Below are 16551 nucleotides of genomic sequence, written 5' to 3' on the forward strand. Positions count from 1 at the left end.
CTGTAATTTTTCATACCTTGTAATCTGCTAACTAAAAAATCACAAAAAGTATGAAAAAAAATTTACCTTTTTTGGCAATGTTATTTTTTTGCCTAGGGTGTTCTCCTCCTAAACAAGTGAACAAAACTCCCTCTAATTATCCCACCATCAAGCTTCACGAAAAAAAAGTTGAGTCTAGTCAACAAATTGCACCCGGTACTTGTTATTTATCTTTAAAAGATTGTGAAATAATTTCCGAGAATGTTATCAAGGGAAAGGTTTCTCAATTGCATGGATATGGAGCAGGTTTTACTGAGGTATTTCAATTAAATGAAGAAATTACCATTAAAATAAGTAATAACGATTTACCAAGGATTTATAAACTTCGTAATCTTTCTTGCGTAATTTCTAAAGTTGAAAAGATGAATGATTATTCTTTCCTGAAATTAATTGAAATAAAATAAGGCTTTTTGTTATTGTCGTGTTAGTTGTTTTGGTCTACTTTCAGACTAAACATCCCCCTAATGCCAAAGACTAATTTAAGATTACATGAAAACTACTTGTATCCTGCTATCCTGGGTATAAAACTAAGACAGACTAAAATGAAAAATTTATTAAGCATCATTATAATCATACTTCTTTGTTCTTCTTTGAATGCACAAAATAAAAAGTTTAGTGTAAAGAAGCATAAAAAAGTAGATGTCAAAAACATTGTTATTACCGAAAAAACATATGAGGATATTACCAACAGAACCTTAAACAAAAGAAAGTTATCTAATATAGCGGATAGAGAATCGGGCAAACCAAAGGTAGCTGATGATCCATTGGTAAGAAGACTATTCGAATTGCAGAAACTAAAAAATCCAGCTACGGGTAAGATTCCTGCTAATATTCGAGAATTGGAAAAAGCTTATGTCTTGTCTGCTAAATCGGGGCTGGTAAGCCGAACCAAATCAGTCGGGTTAAATTATACAAATAGTGGACCTAGAAATGTTGGTGGTAGAACCAGAGCTCTGGCTATAGATATTAACGACAGTTCGGGAAATACAATTTTGGCAGGAGGAAGCTCGGGTGGTATGTGGAAGTCTACAGATAAAGGTAAGTCCTGGATTAGGACAACAGAATTGGGAGAACATCCAAGTGTTACAGCCATTGCACAAGACCCAAGAGCCGGGCAAACTTCTACCTGGTATTATACTACAGGAGAATACATTGGATCAGCTAGTGCAAGTGGTGCATTCTATTCTGGAAATGGAGTATTTAAATCAACAAATAACGGCAACTCATGGATCAAATTAACTTCTACTTCCTCTGATACTTTTTCTTCTTTTGATAATTTATTTGATATCTGCTGGAATATTTGTGTTGATCCAAATAATGGAGATGTTTATGTGGCCACATACGGAGGCATCTATATCTCGAAGGATGGAGGAAATTCCTGGACTTTGGAAATTCAAACTGTCGATGCTTCATTAGATCGTGAAAAAAGAAGTTACTCATCAATCACTGATGTAATATGCTCTCCTGCTGGGGTTAAATATGCTACATTAAGTACAGGAGGAAATAAAAACTCAGGTATTTGGAGAAAAGGAGCCGAAACTAACGCTACTTGGGAAGAAATAACTCCAAATAATTTTCCATCAAACTATAGAAGAATTGTTATGGGGCATGCTCCTAGTGTTAAAGATACCGACATCGTATATTTCTTGGCACAAACACCTGGTAATGGTCTGCAAGGTCATAGCTTTTGGAAACTTACTTATGATGCTAATACTACCACTCCGGCAACTTGGGAAGATCGTTCTCAAAACTTGCCCGAAGGTGGCGATGGTGATAGAGATGTAAATGGGTACAACTCACAAGGATCTTATAATATGATTGTAAAGGTAGCTCCTGATGATGAAAATATGGTGTTTATTGGAGGTACAAACCTATTTCGATCGAATGATGCATTTGCAAGTAAAGCTTCTCCTCTTAGCGATGGTGTTACAAATAACTCTAAAACCTATTGGATTGGAGGATATGCTACCGAAAACAATGTATCTCAATACGACAATCATCACCCTGATGTTCATGCATTGGTGTTTATTGATAATAATCAACTTTTGTGTGGACATGATGGAGGGATAAGCCTTACTGAAAGTTATAAGCAATCTCTTGATTCAGGAACCGGTTCAGACAATAAACCCGTTGATTGGGTTTTCTTGAACAACAGCTATTTAACTACACAGGCCTATACTATAGCTATAGATCACGATGTCACTAAAAACAAATATCTTTTAACTGGTTTTCAGGATAATGGTACCTGGATTAGTCGAAACGAATTGGCTGATACTGATTGGACATATTGGGGTTCAGGCGATGGTAGTTATGCAAGTATATTGGATAAAGGGAAGCATTTTCTATCATCTTCGCAAAATGGAACTGTATATTTGGAAAATGATCCTGACGGTCCTGATAGTTATTATTACACCAGGGTTGATCCCGACGGTGCGGAAGGTCAATTGTTTATCAATCCGTTTATTGTTGATGCCAACAATAGTGAAATCATGTACTATGCAGCGGGACAGTTTGTTTGGAGAAATAAAGATATTTTTGAGATTCCTCAATTAAGTACCTCATCAGCTACCGTTAATTGGGAAAAATTAGAGATCACTAAAGTTTCTGAAACAGTTTCTGCATTAGAATCTTCCACTTACCCTGCGCACATTTTATACTTTGGTACTTCGGACGGTAAAATATATATGATGAAAAACTCTCATTCCTCTTCGGCAAAAGTAAGGGATATTACTGGTTCAAATATGCCTAACGGATATGTTAGTTCCATTGATGCCAATCCATTAAATGCAAATGAAGTGATTGTTAGTTTTTCGAATTATGGCATTGAAAGCATTTTCCATACGACCGATGGAGGTGCTAATTGGCAAGCTATTTCGGGTAATTTAGAAGATGGGTCGGATAGTGGAAACGGTCCATCAGTTCGATCGGTTGCTATTATGGTTTCGCCTACCGATACAACTTATTTTGCCGGAACGAGCACAGGATTGTATAGTACTTCAACTTTAAATGGCAGCTCTACTTCCTGGACATTTGATGCTGCTTCTAAGATAGGTACAACCATTGTAGAGATGGTAAAAACAAGGAGAGATGGTTTTATAGCTGCAGCAACACATGGGAATGGAGTATTTACTGCCGATGCGAATTACAGCTCACAAGCCCCAAAGGCGCTAATCGGTATGACAGCGGATACAATTTTTACCGGAGACTCAATCAATTATTTTGACAGGAGTATCGGGGATAGAATCAGTTCATATCAGTGGACATTTTCAGGAGCTGAGACCGAAAACTCGACCGAAGAGCATCCGGAATCAATAAAATATATTAATCCGGGCACATTTGATGTAAGTCTTACGGTTTCGAATAGAGCAGGAAGTGATACTCAAACCATAGCAGGAGCAATTGTGGTAAAATCAGTAGAAGCTAAATTTACGGCTAGTGCAACTGATATAAATGTTGGAGATGTAGTACAATTCAACAACTCATCTACAACTGGCAATTCAGCCGTTTCTTATTTATGGACTTTTCCTGGTGGAATACCGGAAAGCTCGGCAGAAGAAAATCCATCAGTAACTTATAATACTGTGGGAACATATGATGTGAGTTTAACTATAAGTGATAGTAATTTTAACGACACAGAAACCAAGACTGCATACATTACTGTTCAGGATCCTGATGATAAGGAAGATGATCTTCTTTATAACGTATTAGTTGAAGATGAAAGTAAGCTCTCTTTGTATTCCTTTACTGGAGACGAAAATTGGGGATATACTTCGGGGCATAATAGCTTTAATATGTCTGAATTTGCAGAAAAGTTCGAAATGATTAATACAAATTTAAATGTGGTAAGGAGTGTTCAATTAAATCCGGTAATAATTGAATCAAAATCGAGTGAGCCTAAAATACAATTGAAGATATGGAATGGTGATGATATGCCAAAAGAAGAGGTGTATTCTAAAGATATTTTATTTTCGGAGCTACAACGAAATCAATTTAATGAAATAGTATTAAATGAACCTGTAAGTGTTGAAAACACTTTCTTTGTAGGGTACAAGATATTTTATGAAGTTCCGGTTGATACTTTTGCGGTTTATCATCTCCCTATTGATGGAGAAATAACCTGGAACAATAGTGCTTATTTAAAATACAATGATACTTGGTATCCATTCTCTTCTTCTACTGTCTACGAAGCAAACTCAGCTTTAGCTGTGAAAGTGAAAGTGGGGTATGAAGAGGAGCCCGTAGCTGCAGATTTTTCCGCAAATGTAATTACAACCACTACTGATGAAGATGTGAAATTTAATGATTTATCAACGGGATCTTTAGAAAGTTGGGAATGGATCTTTGAAGGAGGTACAGCGGATGACAATACCTTACAGAATCCTACAGTTTCCTATAACGAAGCAGGAACCTATGATGTTTCATTAAGTGTGGTGGGAACAAATGGTGATACAGATACTGAATTAAAAGAGGAGTACATTACTGTTGAAATTGCCACAGCCATTAACGAATTAGGGGAAGAAGTCGAAAACATTCGAATTTATCCAAACCCAATGGTAAACAAATCTAAAATCGAATTTCCTAATAACAAAAATCAGAAATACCGACTAATTGTGGTTGATGCGAGTGGAAGAATCGTTCGTATAATAGAAAATATAACAGGAAATAATGTAATTCTAAACAGAGAACAGCTTAAGCCGGGAGTTCATATCATTAACCTTTCCGGAGAGAAACTTTACAAAGGAAAACTGATCGTGAAGTAAAGCATGGCATATTAGATAGGAATGAAAGAGCTTGCCGGTTCTGGGCGTACCTATTTCTACATTGCGTTAGTCCTGATTTGCAATCAGGGCTTTTGGAACTTAGGATATTTAATCCGAAAAGTTTAAATCAATAAAAGGGATCCGCAGTTAAAGCTTTGTCTCTATTTTGGCATTGATTTAACTCAAGATTCTCAAGACAATTTCAGGATCATTTCATAACAAAACGGGTGTAAATTATATAAATATATGTAATTAACTAATAATTATATGCATAATGCTAATAATTACATGTATTATACCTATAAATATAGTTCTTAAACCAAGATGTAGATGTATTTAACCCATAAATATAGGTTTTTAACCTATATTTATATGTATTTTACTAATAAATATATGTATTCGGCGTATAATTATATGTTATAGGCCAAAAAATATGTATCTAATACATATTCTTATAAGAATAATACATATATTTTTATAATTTTAGAGATATTCAGGAATGTAACAGTCTTAATCTATATGCTATGATTAAAAATCATGATAAAGTGCCATTTGATGTGCCAACAAAGATTCGAAAATACTTACAAGAAAAACGTATTCCTGTTGCTACGCTGTCTAGCGACATTCATGTTACACCCCCTTCATTGCACAAACAACTGTTTCGCAATACCATACAGGTAAATCGCCTTTGGAGCATTTGCAGGGCATTAAGATGGAATCTTTTTCAGGAGATTGCCAACTTAATGGAAAAAGAAATCTATGGAGAACAGGCCAAACAAAAGGGTATCGAAATACAGGATGTTCATGAAGAAGTAAATCAACTCAAACGAAAAGTAGAGTTGCTCGAAAGGGAAAATGATACTTTAAAAGAGGTAATAAAATTATTTAACGTGAGTTCGAGGTAAAATTCGTTCACAGTTTGATCTGATTTTGAGTAGAAATTTTCGAAGGAATATCGGGATATTTCAAGAAGATTTGAGGAAATTTATGCCTAAAGCAGGCAAACACATAATGGAAAGTTCTCTTTACGACATCTTCACATTAAAAATTCCTCAAAATAGCCCGCTATTCTTTCCAAATTTTTAATGCAAATCTATCCCAAATAGAACTTTCTGTGGATAGAATTTTACCTCGAACTCACGTTATTTAAAAGTTAATTCTTAAAAATAGCAAAACAGCATCGAATCCTTTCTATGGGGCGATGCTGTTTGTTTTATAAAATCTTTGTTGATTAGCTTGTTAACTGATCGAGTAAATTCTCTTCATCATCTAGATTAAAGTTTGAAAAATTAAGAGCCGTTTCAACAATGGCCAAATGCGAATAAGCCTGAGGAAAGTTTCCTAACATTCGTTTGGTAGCAAAATCAATATCTTCGGCAAATAATCCCAAGTGGTTAGAATAGGACAAAAGTTTCTCGAACTTTTCTTTTGCTTCTTTTTTCTTTCCAATTTTAAATAAACTGTTAATCAACCAAAAAGAGCAAATGGTAAATGCTGATTTTGGGGTTCCAAAATCATCTTGATTTTTATATCGATACATGAGTCCATCATGTTCTAATTCCTTTTGTATGGTTAGTACCGTAGATTTAAACTTTTCATCTTTTGCATCAATAAATCCATAGGTTTCCATGAGCAAAACCGAGGCATCCATATCTTGCGATCCATAATATTGGGTAAAGGCTTGTTTTTCCTTATTCCAGGCTTTTTTATAAATATTCTCTTTCACCGAATGCCTAAGAACCTTCCATTTGGCTACGTAATAATCACGCTGTAAAAGGTCGGCAATTTTCACCGCCCTGTCGAAAGCCACCCAGCACATTACCTTACTAAAAGTAAAATGCAGACTTCTGCCTCTGATTTCCCAGATTCCCCGATCCGGTTTTTTCCAGTTTTGCTCCACTACTTTTACAATGCTTCTTACAATGGTCCAAAGCTCCTCGCTATGTTCCAGTGAGGTTTCGAACATTTCGAAATGCTGATGGATCAGATCCAAAAGAATACCATAAATGTCGTTTTGCTTCTGCTTGTAGGCTGCGTTTCCTACTCTTACAGGTTTAGATCCTTGGTACCCTTGCAAATGCTCTAACTCGTATTCAGATAATTTCTTCTCTCCATTGATTCCATACATGATCTGAATTTTTTCATTCTTTTCAGGTATAATATCCATGATGAATTTAAGGTAACGCTTTGCCACATTATAATGTCCCAGTTGTGTAAGAATTTTTACCACCATGGAACCATCTCTTATCCAACAAAAGCGATAGTCCCAATTGCGAACTTCGCCAATTGTTTCAGGTAAAGAGGTAGTGAGAGCTGCCAATACTGCTCCGCTTTTTTGATAACTTAGCAGTTTTAAGACCAACGCACTACGCAGCACTTGCTCTCCATATTTGGGCAATTTTTTCGTTCTTTCGGCCCAATCTAACCAATAGGTTTTGGTGCGTTGCAATTTTAAGTAAATCCTTTCCTGTGTTTGTTCAAGCAATTTTTGATTGTAACTTACCAGGCAAAACTCGTCATTCTGCAAAACTATCTTTTCACTTTCCAATATATCAGAGGCATTTAAACTTGAGTATAAATACAAGGAATCGTAATTGCCCGATGTGGTATATGATTTTATAAAACCATCTCTGGAAATTTTACTTTTGGTGTGATTGCGAGCGTAATCGAGTTTCGGATTATACTTTAACCGAAAGCTTGGCTTGCCCGATAACAATCTAAAAAAACGAATGATGTCCGGAGGGGCATAATATTCCTTTTTGTCGGTAATATATCTGGGCATAAAATCAAGCAGCTCGAAACTTCCATCGGAACATTCAAAAATTGTTTTAAGAATATTTGTTGATTTTCTGTACTCTTGCTTAATCGCAACTAAATTTTCAGGAAGAACTTCAAAACTTCCTCCCTTATCGTTATCTAAAATTTTAGCAAATGCCGAAGAGGAATCAAATTGTGGTAAGCACACCCAATCTAACGATCCGTTTTCTGATATCAATGCCGCAGTCCGACAATTCCCAATTACTCCATAATTTAAATTCTTCATAAAAAATCACTACATTAGAGCTTAATCATAAAACCAATCTGTTGTTCTTTTTAATACTCAACAGACATACAACACACAAACACACCAATAACCAAATACTTAACTTGTTTAATTTGAAGAATCTTTAGGATTTTTCAAAGGTTACACTGTTAAATTTTAATCAATTTCGTTAGAAGCAGCTCGGAAATTATAGAATTTTCACGAGAGTTATAGCATTTCTGACAAAATAAAAAAACACATTTTATGAGTAGAATTCACATTGTATCAAATCGATTACCCGTAAGTATAAATGTCGAGAATGAAACTATTGATTTGGTGCCAAGTGTAGGTGGCTTGGCTACTGGAATGAGATCTGTTTACAAAGAGTATAATGGCAAATGGATCGGTTGGCCTGGCTTACCAAGTGATGATTTAAATGAAGAATTAAAATCTAATATTGATGAAAGACTAAAGGATGAAGATTGTGTTTCGGTTCATCTATCGAAAGATGAAATTGATTTGTATTACGATGGGTTTAGCAACAGAACCATTTGGCCACTTTTCCATTATTTTGCGCAATATATAGATTATAGTCCTGAGCTTTGGGATGCATTTGTTGGTGTAAATCAAAAATTTGCCGACAAGGCATTGGAAACATTGGACGAAGATGATACCATTTGGATTCATGACTATCAGCTTTTGTTGGTTCCAGAGATGATTAAATCGAAAAAGCCCGGAGTTACTGTCGGCTTCTTCTTGCATATCCCTTTTCCTTCATTCGAGGTATTTAGAATTTTACCGTGGAGAAAAGAACTTATACAGGGGATGTTGGGTGCCGATTTAATTGGCTTTCATACCTTCGATTACCAGAGACACTTTTTTAGTTGTGTACGTAGGTTGATGGGCTATGAGATATCCTTTAATGAAATACATATTGAAGACAGAATTGTACTTGTTGATTCATTCCCAATGGGAATAGATTACGATAAATTTAGAGATGCGGCAATTCAAACTTTCCAAAAGCCATTGCAAGAAAAATCTAAACTTCATCGCGAGTTGGAAAAGTATTTTTTGGTTTCTCCAAACAGAAAACTAATTCTCTCCATAGATCGATTGGATTATTCAAAAGGGATACCAAACAGACTTCAGGCATTTGCCAAATTTCTGGAAGAATATCCGGAGTTTATTGGAAAGGTAACTTTAATAATGCTAGCTGTTCCTTCGCGCGGAACGGTTGAACACTATATCAACCTTAAGCGAGAGGTGGACGAACTGGTAGGAAATGTTAATGGCCGTTTTGGAAGCATTAACTATACTCCGGTTTGGTATTTCTATCGTTCATTGCCATTTGAAAACTTAATTGAGCTTTATAGTTCGTGTGATGTTGCTTTGGTAACTCCGGTAAGAGATGGAATGAACCTGGTTGCTAAAGAATATGTGGCATCGAGAACGAACAGGACTGGCGTTATTATTCTTAGTGAAATGGCGGGTGTATCAAAAGAAATGGGTGAAGCTTTAATGATTAATCCTAATAACACCGGAGAAATTGCCGAAAGCATTTATCAGGCATTAACCATGCCACTTGATGAGCAAAGGGAAAGAATGATTTACTTGCAAGACAGAATAAAACGATACGATGTATTTAAATGGTCGTCGGAATTTGTTAAATCGCTAAGAAAGGTCGAGAAATTGCAAAGTTCCATTTATGCCAAAAAAGTTAGCTCATCTATTTTAGAGAAAATAAAAACCGAATATACCAATGCGCAGAAAAGATCTATCTTCTTGGATTATGATGGTACATTAACTGGATTTAAGAAAAACCCAAATGATGCAAAACCAGATGAAGAATTGCATAAAATTCTTAACAAGCTGGAAGAAGATCCTAAAAATGTGATAACAATTATTAGTGGCAGAGACAGGGACAGCTTGGAGAATTGGTTTGGAGGTCACAAAATCAATTTGATTGTAGAACACGGAGTATGGATTAAAAAATACAATAAGGAATGGAAAATGTTGGCCAATGCAAATGATACCTGGAAGCCAAGCATACGACCAATTCTTGAAACTTTCGTAGATAGAACTCCGGGTTCGTTTATCGAGGAAAAAAACTACTCTTTGGTTTGGCATTTTAGAAAATCGGAACCAGAACAAGGTGAGTTGCGAGCCAATGAATTAAAAGATGAGTTAACAACAATGATTGCCAATCACAATCTTGAAATTATGGAAGGAAATAAGGTGATTGAAGTTAAAAGTGGTGGTATTAACAAAGGAATGGCATCAGTACAGTTTCTTCAAAATCAAAATTTTGATTTTATACTTGCGCTAGGCGATGACTGGACGGATGAATACATGTTTAGAGAATTGCCTGATTCTGCCATAACGATTAAAGTAGGACTAAAGCATACGGCAGCCAGATATAAGGTAGATTCTGTTACCAAAGTACGCAGTTTACTTTCTGATCTGAATTAAAGAAATTACTTATTCCTAATAAAATTAAGGTGGCAATAATGTCACCTTTTTTCTGATACGAATTCTTATTTTAAAATCAAGCTTTATTTTTCTTCTAAAATCATTATCGATAAGATGAAAATAACTATTTTCGCACGAACCAAGATTTTTCAATAATGTTACACAAACAATTCGATTTTCTAGTAATCGGAAGTGGACTTGCGGGGTTGTATTCGGCTTTCGAAGCCTCTAAATATGGATCTGTTGCGATTGTTACAAAGTCGAAACTTGACGTTAGTAACTCCTATTACGCTCAAGGAGGAATTGCAGCTGTTACGAGTGAGAACGACTACCCCGAATTGCATTTGGAAGATACAATTGTTGCAGGAAGAGGTTTGTGCGATCATACCCCTGTTAATATTTTGGTTAAAGAAGGTCCTGATAGGATTAATGAACTGATAGGCTTGGGTATGGAGTTCGACACCGATAATGGAGAACTGTCACTTGCTCTTGAAGGCGGACATCATAGAAGAAGAGTTTTACATGCCGGTGGAGATTCTACCGGTAAGAAATTGGTTCAATTTCTAATTCGGAAGGTACTTGCTTCCTCAACAATTGAGATATTCGAAAACCAAATGGTATATGAGTTATTGGTTGAAGATAAGCATTGCTTTGGAGCGAAGAGCTTTAATCTGTCCAACCAGTCTAACTTATGTATTCAAGCAAAATCTACATTTTTAATGCTTGGAGGAGCTTCGGCAGTTTATCAGCGATCTACAAATCCTGAAACTACGGTTGGCGATGGAATTGCCCTTGCTTATAAGGTAGGTGCAAAAATTGCAGATATGGAATTTATTCAGTTCCATCCGAGCTCATTTTATTCACAAGAAGGTTATACCTTTTTAATTAGCGAAGCTGTGCGAGGAGAAGGGGCACACCTTCTGAATTTGAAAGGTGAGCGATTTATGGTCGAAATTCACGAATTAGCCGAACTGGCTCCCCGAGATATTGTTGCGCGGTCGATTTTTAACGAGATGCAAAAATATCAGGTTGATCATGTTACTTTAAGTTTGAATCACCTTAATGGTGATAAGATAAAAAAACGCTTCCCTTCGATTTACAAGAGATGTGAAGATTCGGGAGCAGATTTTTTAAACGAAATACCAATTGCCCCTGCTGCCCATTATACTGTTGGAGGAATCAAAACAGATACATATGGTGCAACCAATATTACAAACCTGTATGCTTGCGGGGAACTAGCTTCAACTGGAGTTATGGGAGCTAATCGGCTGGCATCGAATTCACTATTGGAGTGTTTGGTTTTTGGGAAAAGAGCAATAAAACATGCCTTAACAAATAAAGCCAATACCAATAAAATCTCTATTCATAAAAAAGGAATAGAAGTTGATAATTCTCTAAGCTCGAAATTTTTAAAATGTGCGAATGAGATAGCGGAGACAATGAATAATAATGTTGGGATTGTAAGAACTGAAAAAAGATTACAGGAAGTATTAAATTTGATTGCAGAAATCAAAAAGAAGTTCCCTTTTAAACTAGATGAATACTACAGTATTCGAATGTGTAATTTATTATGTGTTTGTTCTTTAATTGCTACTGCTGCAAAGGCTCGAAAAGAAAGCCGCGGAGGTCATTTTCGTGAAGATTTTGATGCGGAAAATGAAGACTTTCTGGCTCACTCTATACAAGAATTAAATAAAGAACTTACTTTTGTGCCCGTACAAGTAAAATCAGAATAATATTATTTCAATCAAATGGAACAATTAGGCTTGAATATTCAAGAATTAGAATATATCATCGAACATGCTTTTCGTGAAGATATTGGCGATGGTGATATTACCACCAATAATTTGGTTCCCGAAAACTCGGTAGCTACAGCCAGTATGACTGCTAAAGCAAATGGTGTAATTGCAGGCTTACCAATTGCTGAAATAGTATTCAAAAAGTTAGATGTAAACTTGGTTTGGAAACCTTTTGTAAAAGATGGAGACACGGTTAAAAAAGGCGATGTAATTGCTGAAATGGAAGGAAGTTTTCGGGCATTGTTGACCGGTGAAAGATTAGCTTTGAACCTAATACAAAGAATGTCGGGAATTGCTAGCGAAACAGCAAAATACGTTTCCGAAGTTAAGCATACCAATGTTCAAATTCTTGATACCAGAAAAACAGTTCCGGGACTTCGGAGCCTAGACAAGTATTCGGTAAAAACCGGGGGAGGTGCCAATCACCGAATTGGATTATATGATCTTGTAATGATTAAAGACAATCATATTAAGATTGCGGGCGGCATTAAGCCAGCAGTTGAGCAAATCAGAAAATCGGTTCCTCCTCATATAAAAATAGAAGTCGAGACTAGCAATCTTGAAGAGGTAAAACAAGCACTAACAGCAGGAGCCGATATTATTATGCTTGATAATATGAGCAATCAAGCAATGTCGGAGGCCGTAAAAATGATAGATGGCAAGGCAAAAACCGAGGCCTCAGGAAATATGAATCTTGAAAGATTAAAAGGAGTTGCAGAAACGGGTGTTGATTTTATCTCAATAGGAGCTCTTACGCACTCGGTTAAAGCTCTTGATATTAGTCAAAATATTATTCTATAATTAAACCGAAAGTAATTTCCTAAAATGGAGAATAAAGATATTGTCAGACAAATTGAGGAGCTGAAAAATGAAAAAAATGCTATAATTCTGGCATTACTATACAAATCCAGAAGTGCAGGATATAGCTGATTACATTGGCGATTCTTTAGGTTTGGCTCGCGAAGCAGGAAATACTAAAGCAGATATTATCGTTTTTTGTGGAGTGCATTTTATGGCAGAAACAGCTTCGGTTATTTCTCCTGTTAAAAAAGTTCTGATTCCTGCTCAGAAATGTGGTTGCTCCCTTGCGGAAAGTATTACAGGAAAAGATATTCAAGCCTGGAAAGAAAAAAATCCCGGAGGATTGGTGGTTTCATATGTAAATACGACAGCGGAGCTTAAAGCTGAAACTGATTACTGCTGCACATCCTCAAATGCCATTCAGGTTATTGAACACTTGGGTAAGGATAAAAAAATATTCTTCACTCCGGATAAAAACCTTGGTGCATATATTATAAAAAAAACAGGAATTAAAATGGACTTATGGGATGGAGACTGTTGTGTTCATGAAAGAATTGATAGCAAAATGATTCTTGATATGAATAAAAAGTACCCTGAAGCGGATATTTTAATTCATCCCGAAAGCAATTGTGTTAATAACAATGAGATTCTTAACATGCAAAATGCATATTTCTATTCAACTGCAGGAATTATTAAACATGCTTCCGAGTCAAACAAAAAGCAATTTATTATTGCTACAGAATTAGGAACTCTTCACCAATTACAAAAGGCTAATCCGGAAAAGGAATTCATATTAATTCATCCTAAAACCATTTGTGGTTCAATGAAAAGAGTTAGCCTACAAGGAGTATTAGAAGCTTTACAGGAAGAAAAATATGAAGTAAAAGTCGCAGGATCTATTTCAAAAAAAGCCATAACTTCCATTGAAAGGATGCTTGAAATAGGATAATGCTAGTTTGATTATGAAACGAGCATGATTAAAATTACTAGTTAAGTGGCTCGGTAATGATTGTTTTGTTCTTGTGGCTTCCACCTGACAAATGGAAAGAAATGATAAACAGAAAATGAGTATTAAGTTGTTTTTATAGCTTTACCTTGATTAAACTCAAAAGAACAAATGAAGGAGACTACTTTCATTGTAATATACTGGTATAAATCTTCAAAAACCTTCCAAAATTTCAAGAATACTTTTCTTTTATTGAACTTTGGTTAGCAGTTGCGTACAATTTCATTATCAATTATTTAATGAATTAAAAAAGAATAAGATATTTTTGACTGATTTTAAGAGTTAAAGTTATGAATTCTTCTAAAACCAAAAGCATTTTTAATCGTACACCGATACTGCAACGTCAAATGAAAACTTAACACTAATACCAAAATGCAATTTCCCCTTAAACTTGTATTGATATTTTGCTATTTTCTACCTAATTCAATTTTTGCACAAAATGTGATCGACCAACTAAAAGATCAGTTATCCAACTCATCCGATATTGAAAAGATTGATTTTTTAATTGATATTGCTTACCAGTACAGTTCTGTTAATCTGGATAGTTCTATTTGTTATGCAAAAAGAGCGCTTGAATTAGCTAAAATAGTAAATGACAACACTAAGCTAATCAACTCCAGACTTACTTTAGCCGATAGTTATTGTAAAAAAGATGATTTTAGTAATGTTTATAATCATTTGATAGAAGCTGAAAAACTTGCACAACAAACACAAGATTCTATTTTGTTAGGGAAATTATATTACCGTTTTGGAATTTTTTATCATAGATCAAGTAAATATGATGAGTCGATTCAGTTCTTTAATCAATCAATACAATACTGCAAAAATAAGAAAAACCAAAGAATACTTGCTAGCTGTTTAAATGGTTTAGGTATTGTTTATTGGGAGCGTGGCAATGCAGAACTTGCATTAAATAAATACCTGGGGGCATTTCAAATCTCCGAGGAAATAGATGATACCTCTCTTCAAAAAGCACTGATGCTGAATATGGCATTGATTTTTACTGATAAAAAGCAAAATAAAAAGGTTTTTGAAGTATATGATGAACTTCTTAAGATAGCTATTGAAGACAATGATAAACAAACTCAGGCTGTAATATATAACAATATGGCCACGGTATATCAGTATGAAAAAAGCTACGATAAAGCATTAGGTTTTTCTAAAAAGAGTTTGACTCTTTATACGGAAGTAGGAGATGAATCGGGTATTGCTTTAGCTATGAATAACATTGGAGAGAACTACTTTAAAACTGGTAAGATTTCGGAAGCGATCTTCTATTTGGATAACTCGTTAGCAATAAATAGGAACCTAAAACTTGATACAGAAATTATTTATAACCTGGAAGTATTAGCAAAGGTGTATTTGTTTTCCGGTCGATTGCGAAAGGTTGAAGATTTGGTTAATGAAGGAATTGAAATCTGTAGGCGACTTAAGATTAAAAATAAAGAACGAGACTTTCTTGAATTAAAGGCTGAATATTACTATTCATTGGGTAATTATAAAAAAGCTTACAAAACTCACGAGGTATACGATCAATTAAAAGACAGCTTAATCGAAGTTGTTAAAGCAGACAAAATTGCACATTTGCAAACTCAGTTTGAGACGGAGAAAAAGGAAAAAGAAAACGAAATATTACGCGTTAGCAACGAGTTAACTCAAGAAAAGCTTGACAAGGAGCGAGCTTTAACCAATTCCCTGATTGTATTCTTTGTCATTACTACAGCACTATTGATCTTGGTATGTTTTTTATATAAGTCAAAGACGAAAATTAATGACAGGATAAAGAAGATAAATGGCATGCTTGAGGAATATAACCAAGAGCTGAAAATCTCAAATGCCACTAAAGATCGGTTCTTTTCAATAATTGCACACGACTTACGATCTCCATTTAATTCGATTCTTGGATTTTCTGAATTAATAAAAGAAGAATTGAAAAAAGGAAAAGACCTTGACTTGATAGAAGAATTTAATGCGAATATCAATGAATCTTCAAATTGTTTATTTACACTTCTTGAAAACCTGCTTCAATGGGCTAAAAGTCAGCGAGGTGAATTGGAATTTAATCCTGTACAATTCGATTTGTATCAATTGGTAGAATCAACCTTAATCATTTTCAAATTAAAAGCAGCTAGCAAGTCTATTTGTTTAAGTTCTAATGTCAAACCAGGTACAGAAGCTTTTGGTGATATCAATATGGTGAGTACCATTTTAAGAAACCTCATTGGTAATGCTTTAAAATTCACCGAATCAAAAGGGAAAATAATCATTTCGGCTGATATAATTAAAGGTTTTGTGTTTCTGAAAGTGAAAGATTCAGGTATTGGGATTAGTAAAGAAAACCAGGAAAAATTATTTAAACTGCATTGCAACTACACAACAGTCGGAACAGCGGATGAAACAGGTAGCGGATTTGGATTAATTCTTTGTAAAGAATTTGCAGAAAAGAATGGTGGCGACATCTGGGTAGAGAGTGAAGAAAACAAAGGAAGTGAATTTATAATAAGCTTAAAAACAGCTTGATAAATAACGTGAGTTCGAGGTAAAATTCGTTCACAGTTTGATCTGATCTTGAGTAGAAATTTTCTCAAATTTTCGAAGGAATATCGGGATATTTCAAGAAGATTTGAGGAAATTTATGCCGAAAGCAGGCAAACA

General features: G+C 35.1%; 8 protein-coding genes and 1 pseudogene. 8 read left to right on the top strand and 1 reads right to left on the bottom strand.

What is annotated here, in order from left to right:
- Positions 1 to 50: 50 nt before the first annotated feature.
- The 3 genes from ACO05S_RS14280 to ACO05S_RS14290 all read left to right on the top strand — a co-directional run bounded on the left by ACO05S_RS14280 (position 51) and on the right by ACO05S_RS14290 (position 5704).
- A complete protein-coding gene (locus tag ACO05S_RS14280) occupies positions 51 to 443 on the top strand; it encodes a hypothetical protein (RefSeq protein WP_421918686.1) in 393 nt (130 codons plus the stop codon).
- 138 nt (positions 444 to 581) lie between these two features.
- Positions 582 to 4799 (top strand): PKD domain-containing protein, encoded by a 4218-nt coding sequence (locus tag ACO05S_RS14285; protein ID WP_421918687.1) that lies wholly within the window; start codon positions 582 to 584, stop codon positions 4797 to 4799.
- Between the two features lie 524 nt (positions 4800 to 5323).
- Entirely contained in the window at positions 5324 to 5704 is a 381-nt protein-coding gene (locus ACO05S_RS14290; RefSeq protein ID WP_421918688.1) for a hypothetical protein, read from the top strand.
- 326 nt (positions 5705 to 6030) lie between these two features.
- Here the strand turns inward: ACO05S_RS14290 and ACO05S_RS14295 are convergent, their stop codons facing one another.
- The gene (locus tag ACO05S_RS14295; protein WP_421918689.1) at positions 6031 to 7842 is read right to left on the bottom strand and encodes a glycoside hydrolase family 15 protein; all 1812 of its coding nucleotides are present in this window, start codon (positions 7840 to 7842) and stop codon (positions 6031 to 6033) included.
- Between the two features lie 243 nt (positions 7843 to 8085).
- On the opposite strand from ACO05S_RS14295, the gene ACO05S_RS14300 reads away from it, so the two are divergent.
- From ACO05S_RS14300 to ACO05S_RS14320, 5 genes and pseudogenes are all read left to right on the top strand, one after another.
- Positions 8086 to 10290, top strand: coding sequence for a bifunctional alpha,alpha-trehalose-phosphate synthase (UDP-forming)/trehalose-phosphatase (locus ACO05S_RS14300; RefSeq protein WP_421918690.1), 2205 nt, complete (start codon positions 8086 to 8088; stop codon positions 10288 to 10290).
- Between the two features lie 155 nt (positions 10291 to 10445).
- Entirely contained in the window at positions 10446 to 12026 is a 1581-nt protein-coding gene (nadB, locus tag ACO05S_RS14305; protein ID WP_421918691.1) for an L-aspartate oxidase, read from the top strand.
- Between the two features lie 15 nt (positions 12027 to 12041).
- A complete protein-coding gene (nadC, locus tag ACO05S_RS14310) occupies positions 12042 to 12890 on the top strand; it encodes a carboxylating nicotinate-nucleotide diphosphorylase (RefSeq protein ID WP_421918692.1) in 849 nt (282 codons plus the stop codon).
- A gap of 103 nt (positions 12891 to 12993) precedes the next feature.
- Positions 12994 to 13839: pseudogene (gene nadA, locus ACO05S_RS14315) on the top strand (quinolinate synthase NadA); the annotation flags it as partial.
- A gap of 498 nt (positions 13840 to 14337) precedes the next feature.
- Positions 14338 to 16416: a tetratricopeptide repeat-containing sensor histidine kinase gene (locus ACO05S_RS14320; protein ID WP_421918693.1), complete on the top strand. Its 2079-nt coding sequence runs from the start codon at positions 14338 to 14340 to the stop codon at positions 16414 to 16416.
- The last annotated feature ends 135 nt before the right edge of the window (positions 16417 to 16551 follow it).

Origin of the sequence: Marinifilum sp. (assembly GCF_965230805.1) — a bacterium.
GTDB lineage: Bacteria > Bacteroidota > Bacteroidia > Bacteroidales > Marinifilaceae > Marinifilum.

What these genes read in the sequence shown, in the direction of transcription:
- ACO05S_RS14280 (WP_421918686.1), top strand. Translation starts at nt 51, where the DNA reads ATGAAAAAAAATTTACCTTTTTTGGCAATGTTATTTTTTTGCCTAGGG.
- ACO05S_RS14285 (WP_421918687.1), top strand. Translation starts at nt 582, where the DNA reads ATGAAAAATTTATTAAGCATCATTATAATCATACTTCTTTGTTCTTCT.
- ACO05S_RS14290 (WP_421918688.1), top strand. Translation starts at nt 5,324, where the DNA reads ATGATTAAAAATCATGATAAAGTGCCATTTGATGTGCCAACAAAGATT.
- ACO05S_RS14295 (WP_421918689.1), bottom strand. Translation starts at nt 7,842, where the DNA reads ATGAAGAATTTAAATTATGGAGTAATTGGGAATTGTCGGACTGCGGCA.
- ACO05S_RS14300 (WP_421918690.1), top strand. Translation starts at nt 8,086, where the DNA reads ATGAGTAGAATTCACATTGTATCAAATCGATTACCCGTAAGTATAAAT.
- nadB (WP_421918691.1), top strand. Translation starts at nt 10,446, where the DNA reads ATGTTACACAAACAATTCGATTTTCTAGTAATCGGAAGTGGACTTGCG.
- nadC (WP_421918692.1), top strand. Translation starts at nt 12,042, where the DNA reads ATGGAACAATTAGGCTTGAATATTCAAGAATTAGAATATATCATCGAA.